Here is an 18,562-nt window from a genome sequence, read left to right as displayed (position 1 = left end):
GCCCCCGGCTACCCTTGGTGCCGCCCCGTGCAGGGTCGCACGGGGGACCCTGGGAGGCATTGTGCGACTCGCGTTGAACCTCGGATATCTGGCCGCGTGGAATGAACCGGCCGGCCACCTGGCTCTCGCCCAGGAAGCCGACCGCCTCGGTTTCTCCTGCGTGTGGGTGGCGGAGGCGTACGGGTCGGACGCACCGTCGATGCTCGCCTGGTTCGCGGGGCAGACGGAGCGCATCGAGCTGGGCTCCGCGGTGTTCCAGATCCCGGCGCGCACGCCGGCGATGGCGGCGATGACCGCGGCCACGATCGACAAGCTGTCCGGCGGCCGGTTCCGGCTCGGCCTGGGCGTGTCGGGGCCCCAGGTGTCCGAAGGGTGGCACGGTGTCCGGTTCGGCAAGCCGCTGCAGCGCACCCGCGAGTACATCGACATCGTCAACCTCGCGCTGACCCGCAAGACCGTCGCCTACGACGGCCAGCACTACCAACTGCCGCTGCCCGACGGCCCCGGCAAGGCCCTGAAGCTGACGCTGCACCCGACCCGCGACCACGTCCCGGTGTACCTCGCCGCGGTCGGGCCGAAGAACCTCGAGCTCGCCGGTGAGATCGCCGACGGCTGGCTCGCGATCTTCTTCTCCCCTGAGTACGCGACCGAGTCGCTGAAGCCGATCGAGGCCGGCCGCGCCAAGATCGGCAAGACCATGGAGGGGTTCGAGGTGTGCGCCGGGGTGCCGGTGGTCATCGGCGACGACCCGCAGATGTGCGCCGAGCTGGTCCGGCAGTACGCGGCGCTGTACGTCGGCGGCATGGGCAGCCGCGAGCAGAACTTCTACAACGCACTGGCCACCCGGATGGGGTACGGCGACGCCGCCCGCGAGGTGCAGGACCTGTACCTGGCGAAGAAGCACCGCGAGGCGGCGGCCGCGATCCCGTTCGAGTTCATCGACCGGACCTCGCTGCTCGGACCCGTCGAACGCATCGCCGAGCGGCTCCAGGCCTACCAGGAGGCCGGCGTCACCGAGCTCGCCACGCTGATCTTCGGCGACCACGAATACGGCATCCAGACCATGCAGCAGCTGGCGCGGGCGTGGGAGATGGCAGGGTGTTGAACAGTTAGCCGGTTGGGCAGGGGCTTACAGAAGATCCCGGCGCATTAGAGTTTGGGGATGTTTGTTGGCCTCCTGCCATATCGAGCCGTAGGCCGTTTGGGCGGGTTGCGATGACATCGGTGGCGGCCTCGAGGTCATCGGCGTGGGTAGTGACGGCGACGGCGTCGTGCACCGCGTTCCGGGGTGTGCTGGAGGCGTCCGGACGGCAGTTGAACGCTGTGGGGTTGGCGCAGCGAGTTGGTTGGTTGTCGGCGATCGTCCGGGACATGACCATGCGCCTACTGGCGGAGCATTGGACCCCAGAGGGTCTGGCCCTACTCGCGGCCGGTGTCGGCGTGGACGACAGGAGGTTGCCGGGCAAGGGGTGGATGGCGATGCGCCGCCTCGGCTGGGCCAGCACCCCACCCAGTGCCGCAGGCGGGGGGCTGGTGGTCTCGGATCGGGTCCGGCGGATCGCGGAGGAGCACGCGGCGCGGTTGCTGCGCCGGGCCGTGCACCATGACGGCATCCTGCGCGCCGTGGTCGAGTCGTGGCCGGTGAACCCGGCTCGGCGGACCGTCATGGAGTGGCAGGCTTTGTGGGCGGCCGCATCGGACGGGGCCAGCAAGGTCGAGGTCCGAAGCCACACCCGCCAGGCGGTAAGGTTCCTTGCTGGGCACGGCCAGCTTCCCCGATCAGTCACGGAGGCGGAGGCGCCCCCGCACGTGTCGGGGCAGGTTCTGCTCGCCGCCGCCGACCGACAGCAGGTCACCCACGCCCGTAACCCTGCCGATCCGACCCGGCTCACGCTGCGGGTCCTGCTGCCAGCGGTGGAGCATCCGGTGTCGTACCGCGACTGGGAATGGGTGGTCCTGGACGCGGCAATCCCGGCCAGCGTGCCCGCGCGGGCGGCGCTGCTCGCCCCGACGCTGCGGGTGCGTGATGGTCGGGTCCGGGTGGACCTACCGTTCACCCGGAACGCACCGTTGGTAAGAGCGTCGGGGCATCGGCGGGCGGTCGGCGTGGACTGGGGTTACAACACCCTGCTCACAGCCACCACCGGCCGCCTCGGCGAAGACCGGCGCGGCCGGGCCAGGGTGTCCACCACCGGCAGACCCCTCACCTTCAACGCCGCCGGCGCCACCGCGAAACTGCTGCGGCTGCGCACCCAGCGAGAGCAGATCCGGACTCGCCTGGACCACTACAACCGGCTCCTCAACGGCCACCCAAACAGCGGAGCTGGCAGCTGCTCTGATGTGGCGCTGACTGCCAAGCGTGACGTCCTCGCCGTCGAACACGAGCGGGTGTGTGCGCGCATCCGGCACCTGGGCGGAGCCCTTGCCTGGACCGCCGCCCGCTGGACCGTCGAGCACGCACTCACCGAACACGCCACCGCGATCTACATCGAAGACCTCACTAGCATGGAAACTTGCGGCCTCAGCCGCGCGCTGCACCGGCGGCTCGGCGGACACATCCGCGGCCAGGTCTTCGACGCGCTCACCCACCTCGCCGCTGTCGAAGGCATCGCCGTCATCACCGTCCCAGCCCGGGGCACCTCCGCCGGCTGCCCCCGCTGTGGCCGACACACCGCTACCGCCGCCATAGCAGCGCCCGGGCGACGGGCCGGGTTCCGGCACGTTACAGCCCCCGACCGGCCCACCAGCCGAGGCCACAAATGGTCCGTCTGCGCGTGCGGGCTGTCCAGCGACCGCGACCACGCCGCCGCCGAACGCATCGCCGCTCGCGGCCTCCTCAGCCAGGCCCACACCCGACGGCACCGCAAATCCGGCCAGATCCGTACCGTGAAGACCGTCGACGGTCCGGTGCGGCGGCTGCCCAAGACCCGCCGCGACCAGAATGGCCCGGCAGGACGCACCAAATTCCCTCTCATGCCCCTGCGACGTGAGACTCCCGCCCCGGCAACCCAATCGGCTGTCGGTCAGCGTCCGGCGGGACGGACACCCCAGACCCTTAACATCAGCACCACCAGCACCACCGGGGGTCAGGTGCCGACCACGAACCTACGACACCGCCGCACCCGCGACCGGTACGCGAACCGAGGATTCCACCACCACGTGCGAGCAACGCCTCCACGTGCTGGAACAGTGCCCCGACGCAACCTTTCGTAGGCGTTCTGAGACGCTTGACCCTGTGACGACCCTTCTCCTACTCCGGCATGGCCGCACGACCACCAACGCCAGCGGGATCCTCGCCGGTCACCAGCCGGTCGGGCTCGACGAGGTCGGGCAGGCCCAGGCCCGCGCGGTCGGGGAGCGGCTCGCGGACGCGAAGCTCCCCCTCGCCGCGGTGGTCTCCAGCCCGTTGCCGCGCTGCCGGGAGACGCTGTCGCTGGCCCTGCCGGACTTCGCCGACGTCGCGGTCGACGAGGGCATCGTCGAGTGCCGGTACGGTGACTGGACCGGCCGCCCCCTGCAGGAGCTGGCCAAGGACCCGCTGTGGTTCAGGGTCCAGGCGCACCCGTCGGGGGTGGTGTTCCCGGGCGCCGACGGTGAGTCGATGGCCGCGATGTCGGCGCGGTCGGTCGCCGCGATCCGCGGGTGGGACGCCAAGCTCACCGAGTCGCACGGGCCGGAGGCGGTCTGGCTCGCCTGCAGCCACGGCGACATCATCAAGGCGATCGTCGCCGACGCCCTCGGCATGCACCTCGACCTGTTCCAGCGCATCGCGGTCGAGCCGGCATCGGTCACCGTCATCCGCTACACGCCGCTGCGCTCGTTCGTGCTGCGGCTCAACGACACCGGCGGCGACCTGGCACCGTTCGTGCCGAAGGTCGACGACGAACCGACGTCCGATGCCGCCGTCGGGGGCGGTTCGGGCGGTTCTGTGTGATCTTGACGCCTGCCGTAAGCACTTGCGTGCGCGTGCGGATAGAGTTTCTAGCATGAGCGGTCCGGAGCGTCGCGGAGGAGCCGGAAACCGGCGGCGCCGGAGCGCAGCGGAGGTGACGAAGTGAGCCACCAGGTTTATGCGTTCGAGCCGCCGGAGCGGTTCGTCGCGGGGACCGTGGGTGCGCCGGGGGAGCGGACCTTCTTCCTGCAGGCGCGCGGTGGGGGGCGGCTGGTCAGCGTCGCCCTGGAGAAGGTGCAGGTGACGCTCCTGGCGGAGAAGCTCGAGGAGCTCCTTCTGGAAGCGCAGCGCCGCTTCGGCGTCGACCTGCCCGAGACCGCCGCCCTCGACACCAGCGACAACGAACCACTCGACACCCCCCTCGACGAGGAGTTCCGGGTCGGCACCCTCGGCCTGGCCTTCGACGTCGACACCGCGACCGTGGTCATCGAGGCCATCGCCGTCGGTGACGAGGAGGTCGAGGAGGTCGAAGAAGAGGATGAGGACGAGCTCAGCACCGCCGACCGCGACCGGCTGCGGGTCCGGCTGACACCGCAGGCGACCCGCGCGTTCATCGACCGGGCCAAGCGGGTCGTGGCGTCCGGCCGGCCGCCGTGCCCGCTGTGCGGACAGCCGCTCGACGCCCGCGGGCACCTCTGCCCGCGCCACAACGGCTACCGCCGGTAGTCGCCGTGCCGGCACTGCCCCAGGACGAGGCGCTGGAGCTGCTCCGCCACGGCACTATGGAGCTCGAGGGCCGGCTGATGGACGCGTCGAACGCGACGCTGCGCGCCGTGATCACCCACGGCTCGACTGTCGCCCGGTGCGTGTACAAACCCGTCAGCGGCGAGCGCCCCCTGTGGGACTTCCCCGACGGCACCCTCGCCGGCCGGGAATATTCGGCCTGGCTGCTGTCGGAGGCCACCGGCTGGTCCGTGGTCCCGCCGACCGTCCTGCGCGACGGGCCCCTCGGCGCCGGCATGGTCCAGCTGTGGATCGACGACGAGGAGCAGTGTGACGACGCGATCCTCGGGTTCATCCCCGCGGCCAAGGTTCCCCGTGCCTGGAAACGGATCCTGACCGCTCGCGACGAGCGCGGCCGCCCGTTCGTCCTCGCCCACGACAACGACCCGCGGCTGGCCCGGATGGCGGTGTTCGACGCCGTCGCCAACAACGCCGACCGCAAGGGCGGGCACATCATCGACACCGTCGACGGCCGCGTCCACGGCGTCGACCACGGCATCTGCTTCCACGCCGAGGACAAGCTGCGCACCATCCTGTGGGGCTGGGCCGGCGACCCACTGCCCGACGAGGCCATCGAGGTGCTTGAAAAGCTGCGCGCCCAGTACACCGCGGGGCTCGCCGAGGCGCTGTCGGAGCACCTGACCGCCGCCGAGGTCGGCACCGTCGCGTTGCGCATCAACCAGCTGCTGCAGGCGAAGCGGTATCCGGCACCCGACGAGGACCGGCACGCGATCCCGTGGCCGCCAATGTGAAACTCTGTCTACGCTAGGTTCGTCACACCGGTTTCCCCCGTGTTTCGGCACCTCGCCGCAGATAGTCTTGGCGGATGGATTCATGGTCGGCACCGGCGGTGCCCACACTGCCCCGCACCGCTGCCGGGGCGGCCACGCTCGCCCTGTTCGACTCGGCGCGCCGCGAGATCGCGCCGGTCGACCTCGTGGGCAGGCCCGCCACCATGTATGTCTGCGGCATCACCCCGTATGACGCCACCCACCTCGGCCACGCCGCCACCATGATCGCCTTCGACCTGGCCAACCGGGTCTGGCGCGACGCCGGCCACGACGTCGACTACGTGCAGAACGTCACCGACGTCGACGACCCGCTGCTGGAGCGCGCCGCCCGCGACGGCGAGGACTGGGTCGTCCTCGCGATGCGCGAGACCGCCCTGTTCCGCGAGGACATGGAGGCGCTGCGGATCATCCCGCCGAAGCGCTACGTCGGCGCCGTCGAGTCGATCCCGCAGATCGCCCGCCAGGTGTCCGCGCTGATCACCAGCGGCCACGCCTACGTCCTGGAGGACGGCACCGGCGACGTCTACTTCAGCGTCGCGACGGCCCCCGGCTTCGGCGGCGAGTCCAACCTGTCCCGCACCGAGATGCTCCGCCTGGCCGCCGAGCGCGGCGGCGACCCGCAGCGCCCCGGCAAGCGCGACCCCCTCGACCCACTGCTGTGGCGCGGCCTGCGCGAGGGCGAGCCCGCCTGGGACGGCGGCGACCTCGGCCCCGGCCGCCCCGGCTGGCACATCGAGTGCACCGTCATCGCCCAGAGCCTCCTCGGCGACACCATCGACGTGCAGGGCGGCGGCAACGACCTGCTCTTCCCGCACCACGAGTGTTCCGCCGCGCACGCCGAGGCCCTCAGCGGCAAGGCACCGTTCGCCTCGCACTACGTGCACGCCGGCATGATCGGCCTCGACGGCGACAAGATGTCCAAGAGCAAGGGCAACCTCGTCTTCGTCTCCCGCCTGCGCGGTGACGGCGTCGACCCGATGGCGGTGCGCCTCGCCCTGCTCGCCGACCATTACCGCAACGACCGCCAGTGGACCGACGACGTCCTCAAGACCGGCCAGCAGCGGCTGTCGCGGTGGCGGGAGGCGGCGAAGGCCGGCATCGGCCCGTCCGGCATCGAGCTGCTCGAGCAGCTGCGCGAGCGGCTCGCCGACGACCTCGACGCCCCGGGCGCCCTCGCCGCGGTCGACGCGTGGGTCGACGCGACCCTCGCCGACGCCGGTGAGGACCGCGACGCCCCCGTCGTGATGCGGACCGCCGTCGACGCGCTGCTGGGCATCAAGCTGTAGGACCGCCTGCGGGGCTGGCATGGCGGGACTGACATGGAAGGATTGCGTGGGTGGGCCGGCCTGATCGCCGCGCCGGAGTCGTCGGACGCTCCAGGCCGCCACGGCGGAGGCCCGCCCGCCCACGCTCACGTCCACGAGCCCCAGGGGAGACCATGACCACGCTCGAGCACCGGCCCAACACCGCGCTCATCGTCGTCGACGTGCAGACCGGCGTCGTCGAGGCCGCCCACGACCGCGACACGGTCGTCGCCAACATCGCCGCCCTGGTCGAGAAGGCCCGCGGCGAGCACGTCCCGGTCGTGTGGGTCCAGCATTCCGACGACGGGCTCGTCCGCGGCGGCGACAGCTGGCAGATCGTGCCCGAGCTGTCGCCGCGCGAGACCGAGCCGCTGATCGAGAAGCGCTACGGCGACTCCTTCGAGGACACCACCCTCGAGCCGGTCCTGGCGGGCCTCGGCGTCGGCCGGCTCGTCGTCACCGGCGCGCAGACCGACGCGTGCATCCGGGCGACGCTGCACGGCGCCCTCGTCCGCGGCTACGACGCGACCCTCGTCAGCGACGCCCACACGACCGAGGACCTGACCGCGTGGGGCGCGCCGCCCCCGGCCCAGGTCATCGCGCACACCAACCTGTACTGGTCGCAGGAGAAGGCCCCCGGCCGCACCGCCGGCACGGTCGAGACGAAGGCCGTCACCTTCTAGCCGCGCCACCGGTCACGGGGTGTGCGCGGCCTGCAGGGCGTCGAGCAACGCCGAAGGCCCCGGAGGGTCCGGCGGGGTGCCGTACAGCGCGGCGCTGATGTGGCGGCCGCCCCCGGGAAGGGGCACCGTCCGTACACCTGCCGCCCGGTGTGCCCGCAGCGCCAGGTCGGGCAGGATCGTGACGCCGAGGCCGGCCGCGACCAGGGCCTGCACGGCGACATAGTCGTCGGTGGTGAACGCGATCTGCGGCACGAACCCCGCCGCCGCGCACCGCCGGACCAGGCTCGTGCGGCAGCGCTCGCAGCCGGCGATCCAGCGCTCCTCGGCGAGGCCGGCCAGGTCGCGGGTCTCCTCGGGCGCGGTGACGAGGTGCAGCGGCTCGTCGAACAGCGGCGTCAGCCGCACGCCCTCCTCGGCGGCCGGTTCCTCGAAGGAGAAGATCACTGCCAGGTCGACCTCACCGGCCTTCAGCAGGCGCAGCGCCGCCGGTGGCTCGGCCTCGACCAGGCTCAGCGCGACCCCCGGATGCGCGGCCGCGAACCGGGCCGCGGCAAGGGGTACGAACGATCCCAGCGCCGACGGGAACGCGGCGAGCCGCACCCGCCCCGCGGTGAGCCCGGTCAGCGACGTGAGCTCCGCCTCGGCCGCGTCGAGCCGCCCGAGGATCTCCTCCGCGCGCTCGGCGAGCAGCAGCCCGGCGGGCGTGAGCCGGACCCCGCGGCCGACCCGCTGCACCAGCCGTGCGCCGGTCTCCGCCTCGAGGCGGGCGAGGTGGTGGCTGACCGACGGCTGCGCGTAGTGCAGCGCTTCCGCGGCGGCGGTGACCGACCCGTGCCGGGCGACCGCGAGCAGCACCCGCAGGCGCGTCAGGTCAAGCATCGATCCCACCTATGGATTTCCAAGAAACTGTGCATTGGATTTATATATGGTACGGGGAGCAGGCTGAACGCATGCTCACCCTCAACGATGTGCTGCGTGCCCGCCGACTGCTCGCCGGGCACCTGCCGGCCACGCCCTCCTGGTCGTATCCGCTGCTGGACGAGGCCGCGGGCCGCAGCGTCGTGGTGAAGCACGAGAACGCGCAGCCGACCGGGGCGTTCAAGGTCCGCGGCGCGCTCAACCTCCTCGCCGGGCTCGACGCCGGGCAGCCCGTCGTCACGTACTCGACCGGCAACCACGCCCGGTCCGTCGCGTACGCCGCCCGCACCTTCGGCGTCCCCGCGCACATCGTGATGCCGGCCGGCGCCGCCGAGTTCAAGGTCCGCGCCGTGCGGGCCCTCGGCGCGACGGTGACACTGCACGGCAAGGACATGTCCGAGGCCGAGGCCTTTGCCGCGACCCTCGGCGGACGCCTGATCAGCCCCGGCGACGAGCCCGCCGTGATCGCCGGGGTCGGCACCGCCTACCTGGAGCTGTTCGAACGGCACCCGGACCTGGACACGGTCGTGGTGCCGGTCGGCAGCGGCACCGGCGCGGCCGCCGCCTGCCTCGTCGTCGCCGCCGTCGCACCCGGCTGCCGGGTGATCGGCGTGCAGTCCACCGCCGCGCCGGCCGCCCACGACTCGTGGCGGGCCGGCGCCTGCGTGCGCCGCGACAACCGCACCCGCGTCGACGGCCTCGCCACCGGCCGCGGGTTCGAGCTGCCGCAGTCGCTGCTGCGGGAGCGCCTCGCCGACTTCGTCCTCGTCGACGACGACGCCATCGACGCGGCCCGCGGCGCCCTCGCCGGCACCGCGCACACCCAGGCCGAGGGCGCCGGCGCCGCGGCCCTCGCCGCCGTGCTCGCCCGGCCCGACCTGATGGGGTCGGCGGTCGCCGTCATCCTGACCGGCGGCAACGCCACGGCAGCCGAGCTGGCCACCTCCCGAGTGTGACGTGGGACACCGTCCGGCGCGCGGAACCGACCGTTCGCCGATCCGTGCCCCCGCCGGTCAGCGGCCGGGCCTTTGATCAGGTTACGTCGATCTGCCGGGCCGTCCGCCAGGCCCGCACATCCGGCGTAAGGAGGTCTGCCGTGACCGGACCCGAAAGGCCCGACACCCCCCGGGCCGCGGACAAGAGCCCGTGGAACTGGCTGCTGTTCATACCGATCGTGCTGCCGCTGGTCACCGTCTGGTACAACGCCGACAGCCCCAGGCTGCTCGGGTTCCCACGGTTCTACTGGATGCAGCTGGCCATCATCGCCGTCGGCGTCGGCACCACGACGCTGGTCTACCAGATGACGAAGCGGCGGTGACCGGCGATGTGGCGTGACCATCAGCTCGAGATCGCGATCTTCGTCATCCTGTTCCTCGGTGTCAGCGCGATCGGCTTCGTCGCCGCCCGCTGGCGCCGCCCCACCGACCTCAACCACCTCGACGAGTGGGGCCTCGGCGGCCGCAGCTTCGGCGGCTGGATCACCTGGTTCCTCGTCGGCGGCGACCTGTACACCGCGTACACGTTCGTCGCGGTGCCCGCCCTGCTGTTCGCCGCCGGCGCCGCCGGGTTCTTCGCCGTGCCCTACACGGTGATCATCTACCCGCTGGTGTTCCTGGTCCTGGTGCGGCTGTGGTCGGTCTCGCACCGGCACGGGTTCGTGACACCGGCCGACTTCGTGCGCGCCCGGTTCCAGTCCCCGACCCTGGCGCTGCTCATCGCGATCACCGGGATCGTGGCGACGATGCCCTACATCGCGCTGCAGCTCGTCGGCATCGAGTCCGTCCTCAAGACGATGGGCGTCACCGGCTCCGGCGCCATCGCCAGGCACCTGCCGATCATCATCGCGTTCGCGATCCTCGCCGCCTACACCTACTCCAGCGGGCTGCGGGCACCGGCGCTCATCGCGTTCGTCAAGGACACCCTGATCTACATCGTCATCCTCGTCGCCGTGTTCTACCTGCCCTACAAGCTCGGCGGCTGGGGCGCGATCTTCGACGCCGCCGACGCGAAGTTCGACAAGTCCGCGGCGACGACCGACGGCATCCTGCTCAACGCCAACAACCAGCTCCAGTACATCACCCTCGCGCTGGGCTCGGCGCTGGCGCTGTTCCTCTACCCGCACAGCATCACCGGCGTCCTGGCCAGCAAGAACCGCGACGTGATCAAGCGCAACATGTCGGCGCTGCCCGCGTACTCGCTGCTGCTCGGCCTCATCGCCCTGCTCGGCTACGCCGCGATCGCCGCCAACATCACCCCGTTGACGAACCCGAACGGCACCAACGACAACAACACCGTCGTGCCGCTGCTGTTCGACAAGCTCTTCCCCGACTGGTTCGCCGGCGTCGCCTACGCCGCCATCGGCATCGGCGCCCTCGTCCCCGCCGCGATCATGTCGATCGCCGCGGCGAACCTGTTCACCCGCAACGTGTACCGCGAATACCTGCGCCGCGACGCCACCCCCTCGCAGGAGGCGACGGTGTCGAAGGTGACGTCGCTGCTGGTCAAGGTCGGCGCGCTGGTCTTCATCGTCTTCGTCGACCCGCAGTTCTCCATCGACCTGCAGCTCATCGGCGGCGTCATCATCCTGCAGACCCTGCCGGCGGTCGCGCTCGGCCTGTTCACCCGCTGGTTCCACCGCGGGGCGCTGATCGGCGGCTGGATCGCCGGGATGGGCCTCGGCATGTGGATGCTCTACCAGATCCCCAACGCCGCCACGAAACGCGCCCACTTCGGCAGCGCCGCGTTCCCGCTGAAGGAGTTCGGCTTCGACTCCACGAAGACGATCTACGTCGGTTTCGTCGCCGTCGCCGTCAACCTCGCCGTCGCCGCGCTGCTCACCGTGATCCTGCGGGCCACGTCAGTCGCCGACGGCGGCGACGACACCAGCCCGTCGGACTACTTCGCCGACGAGGGCGACCCGCGCGCCGAGAACGCCCACCCGGCCGGTACCCCCGTCAAGGAGATCGCCCCCGACCCGATCACGTGACGCCGCCGTCAGGGCAGCGTGTCCGCGAGCCTGGCCAGCAGGCCGTGCAACTGGTCGCGCTCATGCCCCGGCAGCCCACCGAGCAGCAGATCTTCCACGGCGTCGACCTGTTCGCGGAGCCTCGCGAGCAGGCCGGCGCCGTCGGCCGTCAACGTCAGCGTGTGCCGCCGCCGGTCCGCCGGGTCGACGGCCCGCTCCACCAGGCCGCGCCGCTGCAGCAGACCCACGACCGCGACCGTGTTGCGCGGGTCGACCCCGATCAGCTCACTCACCCGCTGCTGATGCGCCGGCCCCACGTGCCCGAGACTCATCAGCACCGCGAGGTGGTGCGGCGTGAGCTGATGCTCGGCCAGCATCCGCGCCCATCGGCGCCGCGACTCGGCCCCCAACCGGGCGAGCAGATAGCCGGTGCTCGCGTCGAGTCGCTCCTCCACGGCCATGACCATAAGCGACGAAGGTCATGACGCATGTTCATCCGACCGTCGGCTTTCCGCCGCTCTTCCGCTCGTCCTCAGACGGCCATCCACCGGATCCGGTGGATGGCCGTCGTCGGGGCACCGCTGCCGCTTGTCAGGGGGTGGCGGCTTTGTCAGGGAGTGACGGCGGTCCAGGTGCCGGCGTCCTGGACGTTGCCGAGCGTGATGCCCTCGAGGACCTTCTTCATCTCCGTGTCCGTCAGCCGCCCGCCGCTGCTGACCTGGAGGTTCACGCCGTTGTCCCACCGGTTGCAGAACCCGGCACCGCAGCTCAGCCCGGGCGACGCCTGCTGGTTGGAGTTCGCGGCCGGCACCACGAAGATCTGGAAGCTGCCGGGCGGGTCGTCGCCGTCCTCGCCGCCGAACGGCTCGGTGAGCCCGGTCGTCGGCAGCGCCGGGTTGCTGTACCGCAGCCCCGCGTAGTCCCCTTCCCGGGCGACGGCGATGCCGTTCAGGCCGGGCATGGCGTGCATCGCGACCTCGACGAGCTGGTACCCGGCCGGCACGTAGCTCAGCTTGACCGGCACCTTCGCCGGCGTCGGGGTGACGCCGGGCAGCCCGGCGGCCAGGTCCCGCAGGTCCTTCGCGGACGGGAACGCCGCGTCGTCGGAGCTGGCGCGAATCACCGCCCACGCATCCGTGGCGTACTGCCACGCCAAGGTCCGCCGCGCCGCCCAGCCGTGTTCCTGGTCGTTGACCTCGAGCCCCGGCCGCCCACCGACGGTCACCTGCTGCGCGCCGGCCAGCTTCGACGGGTCGTACGCGCCGGCCCGGTACACGGTCAGGTACGCGTACAGTTTCGGCCCGCCCGCCGCTGGCTCGTTCGGGTCGACGGGCTTGTCGTTGGTGGTCAGGCCGTCGGCGTACACCGAGGCGAGCTGGTACGCCGTCGACACGTCGATCGGCTTCTCCACCCGCAGCTTCCCGACCCGGTACCCGCCGAACGTGAACGTGAACGGCTCCGCCGTCGCCGACACGGGCTGCTGCGCCACCTCGACACCCGGCGCCGGCCCCGGCTTGGCGTTGAGCGCCGGCACCGCTACCGCGGCGGCCACCACCCCCAGCACCGCCACGGCACTCGCGCCGGCCGCCGCCCAGCCGAGCCGGCGCCGGCGCTGCACGCGCTGCCCCGACGCGAGGATCTCCTCAGCGCCGTACCGCAGCGGCGGTGGCTCTGACGTTGCCAGCTCCACCAGGTCCTGCATTCGCATGGGTCCACTCTCCGAGTTCTGACGGTTCATCCAAGACCACGCCTCCGGCGGCGAGCGCCGCCCGGAGATTCGCCAGACCTCTGGTCGTCTGGCTTCTGACCGATGCGGCCCGGATACCGAGCACCTCCGCGGCCTCCTCGGCCGTCATGCCGAGGTAGTACCGCAGCACCAGCACCGCCCGCTGCCGCACCGGAACGGCCTGCAACGCCACCCGCACGGTCAGTCGTTCGTCGGTGGCACCGCTGTGATCGCCCTGCGTGACGTCAGGCACCGTGTCCCCGGCCGCCCGTTCACGCCGCCACCAGGGCCGGCGCGTCTCGTCGATCGCCGCCCGCACCACCATGGTCTGCGCGTACAGGTCCGGCCGGTCCAGCCGTGACCAGCGCGGATACAGCTTCGTCAGGGCGTTGGCCACCGCGTCCTCCGCAGCGTGCCAGTCCCCGCATGTGACGTATGCCAGGTTCCGCAGCGCCGCCATCCGCGACGCCACGAACTCCCGGAACCCGTCCGGATCCTCTGCTTTCAACCGGCCGCTCCCTCCACCACGGATAGAACGGTCGCCGCCCACCCGAACGCTGCACGCCTGACGAGAATTTCTTTTCCGGACCCACATCCGCCGCCCCTCGGACGACCGTCTCTGCCACCCTCTCATGATCAAATGGCGAACCCGGTCATCACGCCGGCCACATCCGCCCTTCACCCAGCCCCCGCCATGACCGCGTTCCAGAACATTCCGGTCTTCCGGCCGCCCGGCAGAGGGGACGATCGGGCATGAAGACGGATCTCTGGCGGCGGTGCGCGGTCCGGTACCTGGTGCCGCAACTGCCCGGCTCGTGGGGAGCGGCCGATGCGCTGCTCCACCAGGAGCCGCTCGACTCGATCCTCTGCTGCGTCGTCATGCAGGCGTCGCGATCGGCGGACCAGTTCAGTCTGCGGCAGCACGTTCAGCTCCTTGCCGTCCCGGAGCAGTACATCGTCGGCCCGGGTGTCAGCCACAGCCGAACAACTCCGAACCGACCCGGCCGCCGCGATCCGCACGCTGCAGGCACAGGCCGAAGTCTCACGGAAGCACCTGCGCCTACCCCAGCCGAACTGACTTCGGCAACGTGCACACGGCCCGTGCGGTGGTGTCCAACGACGCCATTCACGCGGCCGGGTCCCGGCGCCGTTCACGCCCGACCCGACTCGCCAAGCCGCGTGCGGACCGGCCGAGATGCTCAGTGCTGACTCCGGGGCAGCCATGGATCACCGCGGGTCACCGCGGAACTGCGCGCCCAGGGCGTCGGGGTCAACCGCAACGGGTGGAACGGGTCATGGGCCGGCGCGGCAGCACCGGGCGGCACCTGCGTCGACGCGAACTCGGCGTCGATCGCCGCGGCTGCACATCCGAAGCCGACGCCCGCCGCGACGTGTTCCACTGGATCGCTTTCCACAACCACCGCCGACGCCATTCGGCCTTCGGCTGTCACAGCCCCGCCGACTGCGAACGAACCCTGGAATCGATGTCCCTGCAACAGATTGCGGCACAGCCAATGTTCATCGACATCTATCTTGCCTCATTGGCCCCCGACGTGGATCGAGACGACATCGAGGACGAACTCCAGGAGGTGGACGGATTCGACGTGGTGGGAGCCGGCGTCGGAGAGGACTTCGTCAACCTTGACGTTGAGGTCGACGACACCGTCCCGCGGGAGTGGGCGCTGGCCACCGTCGCCGAGATCCTCCGGAATCTCGGGTCACACGCCGGAGCCTACGTGCGGATGTCGGACACTGGCGAGCGCATCGAGATAGGCGACATCGCGTAGCAGCGGTCGGCTTCCCACGCTCGACCGATCGCGACAACACCCGCAGCCTGAACTCCACCCGGCACGTCGGACAAATGCGAGCCTGACCATTCGGAACAGCCGCCAGCCAGCTGAGGCTCGTCCTGCCACCCGCGCGAACCGCGCTGGTAACCGAGGGCGCGAACCGCGGACGGCTAACTGCGGGCGCGGCTAGCCGAGGGCGAGGTCGGGCTCGTCGGTCGGCAGGCCGGGCCGGACGGCCGGGATCTTGTACTCCTCAGTCAGTGACGTCATCGGCCCTGGCCACGCGGCCTGGGCGACCTCGATCGGCCGGTGCTCGGCGTCATACGCGATGTGCAGCAGCACCAGCACCGGGGTGTCGGGCCGGATCTGCAGCAGCTCGGCCTCCTCGCGGGTCGGGAGGCGGGCGCTGACCTGGTCCTTGGCGCTCGTATACCGCCGGCCCAGCTCCGCCTCGACCTCCTGATAGAGGGGGCGGTCGAACACGTCGGGGCGCTCGATCGAGGTGCCGCGCACATCCGCGGGGCGGAACCAGGAGGCGCCGACCTCGACCGGGGCGTCGCCGGTGCGGACGAGGTGACGGCGGACCAGCAGCGGCACGCCCACGTCGATGCCGAAGCCCTCGGCGACGTCGGCGGGGCAGGGCATGACGCCGACCTGCATCAGGTGCTGGCGGTAACGCGCGGCGAGCTCGGCGTGGTAGCCGCGCTCGGCACCATAGCGCCCGCGGGACAGCCGGTTCATCCGGCGCTTCGTGCCGCGCACGAACGTGCCCGAACCCGGACGGGTGATCAGCAGTCCTTCGATGCGCAGCTGGTCGATGGTCCGCTGGACGGTCTGCTTGGCGACCCCGAACTGCGTGGCAAGCGACGGGATCGACGGCAGCCGCTCGCCGGGTGCCCAGTCGCCACGGTGGATGCGGGCCCGGAGCTGCGCGGCGATCTGCCGGTGCGGGAACTCCGCCGCTCCAGGGTTGATGGTCATACCTCCAAGCCTAGCCTCCTAGGATGCTCGACGCAAGCGGACCCACGCCACACACGGGCGCGCCACATGATGGGAACTGGCTACTGAGATACGGGAGCGGGCCTCGTACTGTGGCTGCATGCAGGTGACTCAGTCCGCGAAGCTGGCAAACGTCTGTTACGACATCCGCGGACCGGTCATGGCCGCCGCCAAGCAGATGGAGGCCGAAGGCCATCACATCCTGAAGCTCAACATCGGCAACCCGGCGCCGTTCGGCTTCGAGGCGCCGGAGGAGATCCTCCAGGACGTCATCCTGAACCTGCCGTCCGCGCACGGCTACGGCGACTCCAAGGGCCTGTTGTCCGCCCGCCGCGCCGTCGTGCAGTACTACCAGCAGAAGCAGGTCTACGGCGTCGACATCGAGGACGTGTATCTCGGCAACGGCGTCTCCGAGCTCATCGTCATGGCGTTGCAGGCGCTGCTCGACAACGGCGACGAGGTGCTCATCCCCTCGCCCGACTACCCGTTGTGGACCGCCTCCGTCAGCCTCTGCGGCGGTCGCGCCGTGCACTACATCTGCGACGAGACGAACGACTGGATGCCCGACGTCGACGACATCGCCGCGAAGGTCACGCCGCGCACCAAAGCGATCGTCATCATCAACCCGAACAACCCGACCGGCGCCGTCTACTCGCGCGAGATGCTCGAGCGGATCACCGAGGTCGCCCGCCGCCACAACCTGCTGGTCTTCTCCGACGAGATCTACGACAAGATCCTCTACGACGACACCAAGCACGTCTCGACCTCCGCCGTTGCCCCGGACCTGCTCACGCTGACGTTCAACGGCCTGTCGAAGGCATACCGGGTGGCCGGCTTCCGCACCGGCTGGCTCGTGCTGTCGGGGCCGAAGCAGCACGCGACCAGCTACATCGAGGGCCTCGACATCCTCGCCAACATGCGGCTGTGCCCCAACGTGCCGACGCAGCACGCCGTGCAGACCGCGCTCGGCGGGTATCAGAGCATCAACGACCTGATCCTGCCCGGCGGCCGGCTGCTCGCCCAGCGCGACAAGGCCTGGCAGATGCTCAACGACATCCCGGGCGTGTCGTGCACCAAGCCGATGGGCGCGCTGTACATGTTCCCGCGCATCGACCCCGAGGTGCACCCGATCAAGGACGACCTGCAGTTCGCGCTCGACCTGCTCCGCAAGGAGAAGCTGATGGTCGTGCAGGGGACCGGCTTCAACTGGCACAATCCGGACCATTTCCGCATCGTGACCCTCCCGCGCGTGGCGGACCTCGAGGACGCGATCGGCCGCATCGGCCGGTTCCTCAGCACCTACCGGCAGGTCTGATCACTGTTTGACGAACAAGGGTGACTCGGGTCCGTCGTGGGCACGACCGTCGCTCCCGCCAGACACCGGGCCGGGGCCCAGCTATCGCTGGCCCTGGCCCTGCCAGGTCCGCGGCCAGCCACCCCGCCGCGACCTGCGGCCGGCGACAAGCCCGCGACCTGCGGCCGCGACCCAGCGCCGCCTGAAGTGGGAAGCCCAAGGGCGTCCTGAGACCGGCGCAGTGGTGCGCGGAGCGCACCGCGGCCGAAGGTCGCGTCGTGGGCTGGGCGGACGGGCCGCGGATGCGGGCCGGCCGCCAGGCCGCGGGCTTGTTCACGACCGCAGGTCGTGTCACCGCAACTGTCCGCGGAGGTGGCAGGGAGGCCGTTCACGGCCGACCGGTGGCTGACGGGAGCGGCGAAGCGCGCCCACGACGGACCGGAGCCATACGGATGATCCACCAGTCCGGCGGTGGCTGCGGGTCGGGTGGCTACCAGGCGCCGGTCGCGGACGGGCCGGCCTGGCCACCGCGGCGGCGCAGGTACTTCTCGAACTCCTGCGCGATCTCGTCGCCGGACAGCGGCTGCAGGCCGGCGTCGCCGGAGCGTTCCTCCAGCTCACGGACGTATTCGGCGAGCTCGGCGTCCTGCTCGGCGGCCTGCTTGAGCCGCTCCTCCCACTCCGAGGACTCCTTGGCCAGGTCGCCGGTGGGGACGGGCAGGTCGAGGACCTCCTCGACGCGGTGCAGCAGCGCGAGGGTGGCCTTCGGGCAGGGCGGGTTGTTCGCGTAGTGCGGGACGTGCACCCAGAACGAGACGGCGTCGAGGTCGGCGCGCACGCAGGCGTCGTGCAGGATGCCGACGATGCCGGTCGGGCCCTCGTAGCGGGTCGGGGTGAGGCCGAGGCGCTCGGTGGTGTCGATGGCGGTGGCGCCGCGCGGCGCGGAGCCGCTGACCGGCAGCGGCCTGGTGTACGGCACGTCCGCCAGCAGTGCGCCCAGCAGCACGATCCGGCTCACCTCGAGGCTGTGGCAGACCTCGAGGACCTGCTCGCAGAACGTGCGCCAGCGCATGCTCGGCTCGATGCCGCGGATGAGCACGATGTCGCGCTCCGCGTCGGGCGGGGTGGCCACCGAGAAGCGGGTGGTGGGCCACTCGATGCGGCGGGTCTCGCCCTCGGACATCATCACCGTCGGCCGGTTGACCTGGAAGTCGTAGAAGTCTTCGGGGTCGAGCGCGGCGATGGGCTCGGCGCCCCACTCCTGTTCGAGATGCTCGACGACGGCGGTCGACGCGTCGGCAGCGTCGTTCCACCCTTCGAACGCGGCAATCGCGACAGGGGAGCGCAGCACGGGCAGGCCGTCGAACTCGGTCACGGTCCCAGCCTACGTGGGTGACCGCCGGATGGCTTGCCGGCC

19 protein-coding genes are annotated in these 18,562 nt (G+C 71.1%); 12 read left to right on the top strand and 7 right to left on the bottom strand.

Annotated features, from left to right (window positions below):
• Positions 1–61: 61 nt before the first annotated feature.
• The 7 genes from AB0K00_RS33070 (at position 62) to AB0K00_RS33040 (ending at position 7,453) form a co-directional block, all read left to right on the top strand.
• Entirely contained in the window at positions 62–1,105 is a 1,044-nt protein-coding gene (locus tag AB0K00_RS33070; RefSeq protein ID WP_363528429.1) for an LLM class F420-dependent oxidoreductase, read from the top strand.
• 266 nt (positions 1,106–1,371) lie between these two features.
• Entirely contained in the window at positions 1,372–3,213 is a 1,842-nt protein-coding gene (locus tag AB0K00_RS33065) for a hypothetical protein (protein ID WP_363528426.1), read from the top strand.
• Between the two features lie 22 nt (positions 3,214–3,235).
• Positions 3,236–3,934 (top strand): histidine phosphatase family protein, encoded by a 699-nt coding sequence (locus tag AB0K00_RS33060; RefSeq protein WP_363528423.1) that lies wholly within the window; start codon positions 3,236–3,238, stop codon positions 3,932–3,934.
• Between the two features lie 120 nt (positions 3,935–4,054).
• Positions 4,055–4,618 (top strand): DUF3090 domain-containing protein, encoded by a 564-nt coding sequence (locus AB0K00_RS33055; RefSeq protein ID WP_363528421.1) that lies wholly within the window; start codon positions 4,055–4,057, stop codon positions 4,616–4,618.
• Positions 4,619–4,623: 5 nt separating this feature from the next.
• Positions 4,624–5,427 (top strand): SCO1664 family protein, encoded by an 804-nt coding sequence (locus AB0K00_RS33050; protein WP_363528419.1) that lies wholly within the window; start codon positions 4,624–4,626, stop codon positions 5,425–5,427.
• 74 nt (positions 5,428–5,501) lie between these two features.
• Positions 5,502–6,752 (top strand): cysteine--1-D-myo-inosityl 2-amino-2-deoxy-alpha-D-glucopyranoside ligase, encoded by a 1,251-nt coding sequence (gene mshC / locus AB0K00_RS33045; RefSeq protein WP_363528418.1) that lies wholly within the window; start codon positions 5,502–5,504, stop codon positions 6,750–6,752.
• Between the two features lie 152 nt (positions 6,753–6,904).
• The gene (locus AB0K00_RS33040) at positions 6,905–7,453 is read left to right on the top strand and encodes an isochorismatase family protein (RefSeq protein ID WP_363528416.1); all 549 of its coding nucleotides are present in this window, start codon (positions 6,905–6,907) and stop codon (positions 7,451–7,453) included.
• A 12-nt stretch (positions 7,454–7,465) separates the two neighbouring features.
• Here AB0K00_RS33040 and AB0K00_RS33035 read toward each other — a convergent pair whose 3' ends face one another.
• Positions 7,466–8,332: a LysR family transcriptional regulator gene (locus AB0K00_RS33035; protein WP_363528413.1), complete on the bottom strand. Its 867-nt coding sequence runs from the start codon at positions 8,330–8,332 to the stop codon at positions 7,466–7,468.
• A 71-nt stretch (positions 8,333–8,403) separates the two neighbouring features.
• Between AB0K00_RS33035 and AB0K00_RS33030 the strand changes: the two genes are divergently transcribed.
• The 3 genes from AB0K00_RS33030 to mctP all read left to right on the top strand — a co-directional run bounded on the left by AB0K00_RS33030 (position 8,404) and on the right by mctP (position 11,357).
• Positions 8,404–9,327, top strand: a complete 924-nt coding sequence (locus AB0K00_RS33030; RefSeq protein ID WP_363528410.1) for a pyridoxal-phosphate dependent enzyme — start codon at positions 8,404–8,406, stop codon at positions 9,325–9,327.
• Positions 9,328–9,467: 140 nt separating this feature from the next.
• Positions 9,468–9,689 carry a DUF3311 domain-containing protein gene (locus AB0K00_RS33025; RefSeq protein WP_033357190.1) on the top strand — a complete coding sequence of 74 codons (222 nt, stop codon included), beginning with the start codon at positions 9,468–9,470 and terminating at the stop codon, positions 9,687–9,689.
• A 6-nt stretch (positions 9,690–9,695) separates the two neighbouring features.
• Positions 9,696–11,357, top strand: a complete 1,662-nt coding sequence (gene mctP / locus AB0K00_RS33020) for a monocarboxylate uptake permease MctP (RefSeq protein ID WP_363528407.1) — start codon at positions 9,696–9,698, stop codon at positions 11,355–11,357.
• An 8-nt stretch (positions 11,358–11,365) separates the two neighbouring features.
• Here the strand turns inward: mctP and AB0K00_RS33015 are convergent, their stop codons facing one another.
• From AB0K00_RS33015 to AB0K00_RS33000, 4 genes are all read right to left on the bottom strand, one after another.
• Positions 11,366–11,791, bottom strand: a complete 426-nt coding sequence (locus AB0K00_RS33015) for a MarR family winged helix-turn-helix transcriptional regulator (RefSeq protein WP_363528404.1) — start codon at positions 11,789–11,791, stop codon at positions 11,366–11,368.
• A gap of 155 nt (positions 11,792–11,946) precedes the next feature.
• The gene (locus AB0K00_RS33010) at positions 11,947–13,044 is read right to left on the bottom strand and encodes a hypothetical protein (RefSeq protein WP_363528401.1); all 1,098 of its coding nucleotides are present in this window, start codon (positions 13,042–13,044) and stop codon (positions 11,947–11,949) included.
• On the bottom strand, positions 12,980–13,570 hold the full coding sequence (locus tag AB0K00_RS33005) for a sigma-70 family RNA polymerase sigma factor (RefSeq protein ID WP_363528399.1): 591 nt from the start codon (positions 13,568–13,570) through the stop codon (positions 12,980–12,982). Before AB0K00_RS33005 ends, AB0K00_RS33010 begins: the two co-directional genes overlap by 65 nt.
• Positions 13,571–13,740: 170 nt before the next feature.
• Positions 13,741–14,040: a hypothetical protein gene (locus tag AB0K00_RS33000; protein WP_363528396.1), complete on the bottom strand. Its 300-nt coding sequence runs from the start codon at positions 14,038–14,040 to the stop codon at positions 13,741–13,743.
• A gap of 305 nt (positions 14,041–14,345) precedes the next feature.
• On the opposite strand from AB0K00_RS33000, the gene AB0K00_RS32995 reads away from it, so the two are divergent.
• Positions 14,346–14,849 carry a hypothetical protein gene (locus tag AB0K00_RS32995; protein ID WP_363528393.1) on the top strand — a complete coding sequence of 168 codons (504 nt, stop codon included), beginning with the start codon at positions 14,346–14,348 and terminating at the stop codon, positions 14,847–14,849.
• Positions 14,850–15,038: 189 nt separating this feature from the next.
• Here the strand turns inward: AB0K00_RS32995 and AB0K00_RS32990 are convergent, their stop codons facing one another.
• Positions 15,039–15,833, bottom strand: coding sequence for a GntR family transcriptional regulator (locus AB0K00_RS32990; RefSeq protein WP_203846685.1), 795 nt, complete (start codon positions 15,831–15,833; stop codon positions 15,039–15,041).
• 118 nt (positions 15,834–15,951) lie between these two features.
• On the opposite strand from AB0K00_RS32990, the gene AB0K00_RS32985 reads away from it, so the two are divergent.
• Positions 15,952–17,166, top strand: coding sequence for a pyridoxal phosphate-dependent aminotransferase (locus tag AB0K00_RS32985; protein ID WP_363528390.1), 1,215 nt, complete (start codon positions 15,952–15,954; stop codon positions 17,164–17,166).
• Between the two features lie 469 nt (positions 17,167–17,635).
• Here the strand turns inward: AB0K00_RS32985 and AB0K00_RS32980 are convergent, their stop codons facing one another.
• Positions 17,636–18,520 carry a PAC2 family protein gene (locus AB0K00_RS32980; protein WP_363528387.1) on the bottom strand — a complete coding sequence of 295 codons (885 nt, stop codon included), beginning with the start codon at positions 18,518–18,520 and terminating at the stop codon, positions 17,636–17,638.
• Between the last annotated feature and the right edge of the window lie 42 nt (positions 18,521–18,562).

This window comes from Dactylosporangium sp. NPDC049525 (genome assembly GCF_040676755.1).
In the GTDB taxonomy this organism is placed as follows: Bacteria; Actinomycetota; Actinomycetes; order Mycobacteriales; family Micromonosporaceae; genus Dactylosporangium.
This window is presented reverse-complemented; position numbering and strand designations above follow the sequence as displayed.

Excerpts from the sequence above, each read along its gene's own strand:
- AB0K00_RS33035 (WP_363528413.1), bottom strand. The coding sequence starts at position 8,332 with ATGCTTGACCTGACGCGCCTGCGGGTGCTGCTCGCGGTCGCCCGGCAC.
- AB0K00_RS32985 (WP_363528390.1), top strand. The coding sequence starts at position 15,952 with ATGCAGGTGACTCAGTCCGCGAAGCTGGCAAACGTCTGTTACGACATC.
- mshC (WP_363528418.1), top strand. The coding sequence starts at position 5,502 with ATGGATTCATGGTCGGCACCGGCGGTGCCCACACTGCCCCGCACCGCT.
- AB0K00_RS33040 (WP_363528416.1), top strand. The coding sequence starts at position 6,905 with ATGACCACGCTCGAGCACCGGCCCAACACCGCGCTCATCGTCGTCGAC.
- mctP (WP_363528407.1), top strand. The coding sequence starts at position 9,696 with ATGTGGCGTGACCATCAGCTCGAGATCGCGATCTTCGTCATCCTGTTC.
- AB0K00_RS33030 (WP_363528410.1), top strand. The coding sequence starts at position 8,404 with ATGCTCACCCTCAACGATGTGCTGCGTGCCCGCCGACTGCTCGCCGGG.
- AB0K00_RS32990 (WP_203846685.1), bottom strand. The coding sequence starts at position 15,833 with ATGACCATCAACCCTGGAGCGGCGGAGTTCCCGCACCGGCAGATCGCC.
- AB0K00_RS33010 (WP_363528401.1), bottom strand. The coding sequence starts at position 13,044 with ATGCGAATGCAGGACCTGGTGGAGCTGGCAACGTCAGAGCCACCGCCG.
- AB0K00_RS33065 (WP_363528426.1), top strand. The coding sequence starts at position 1,372 with ATGACCATGCGCCTACTGGCGGAGCATTGGACCCCAGAGGGTCTGGCC.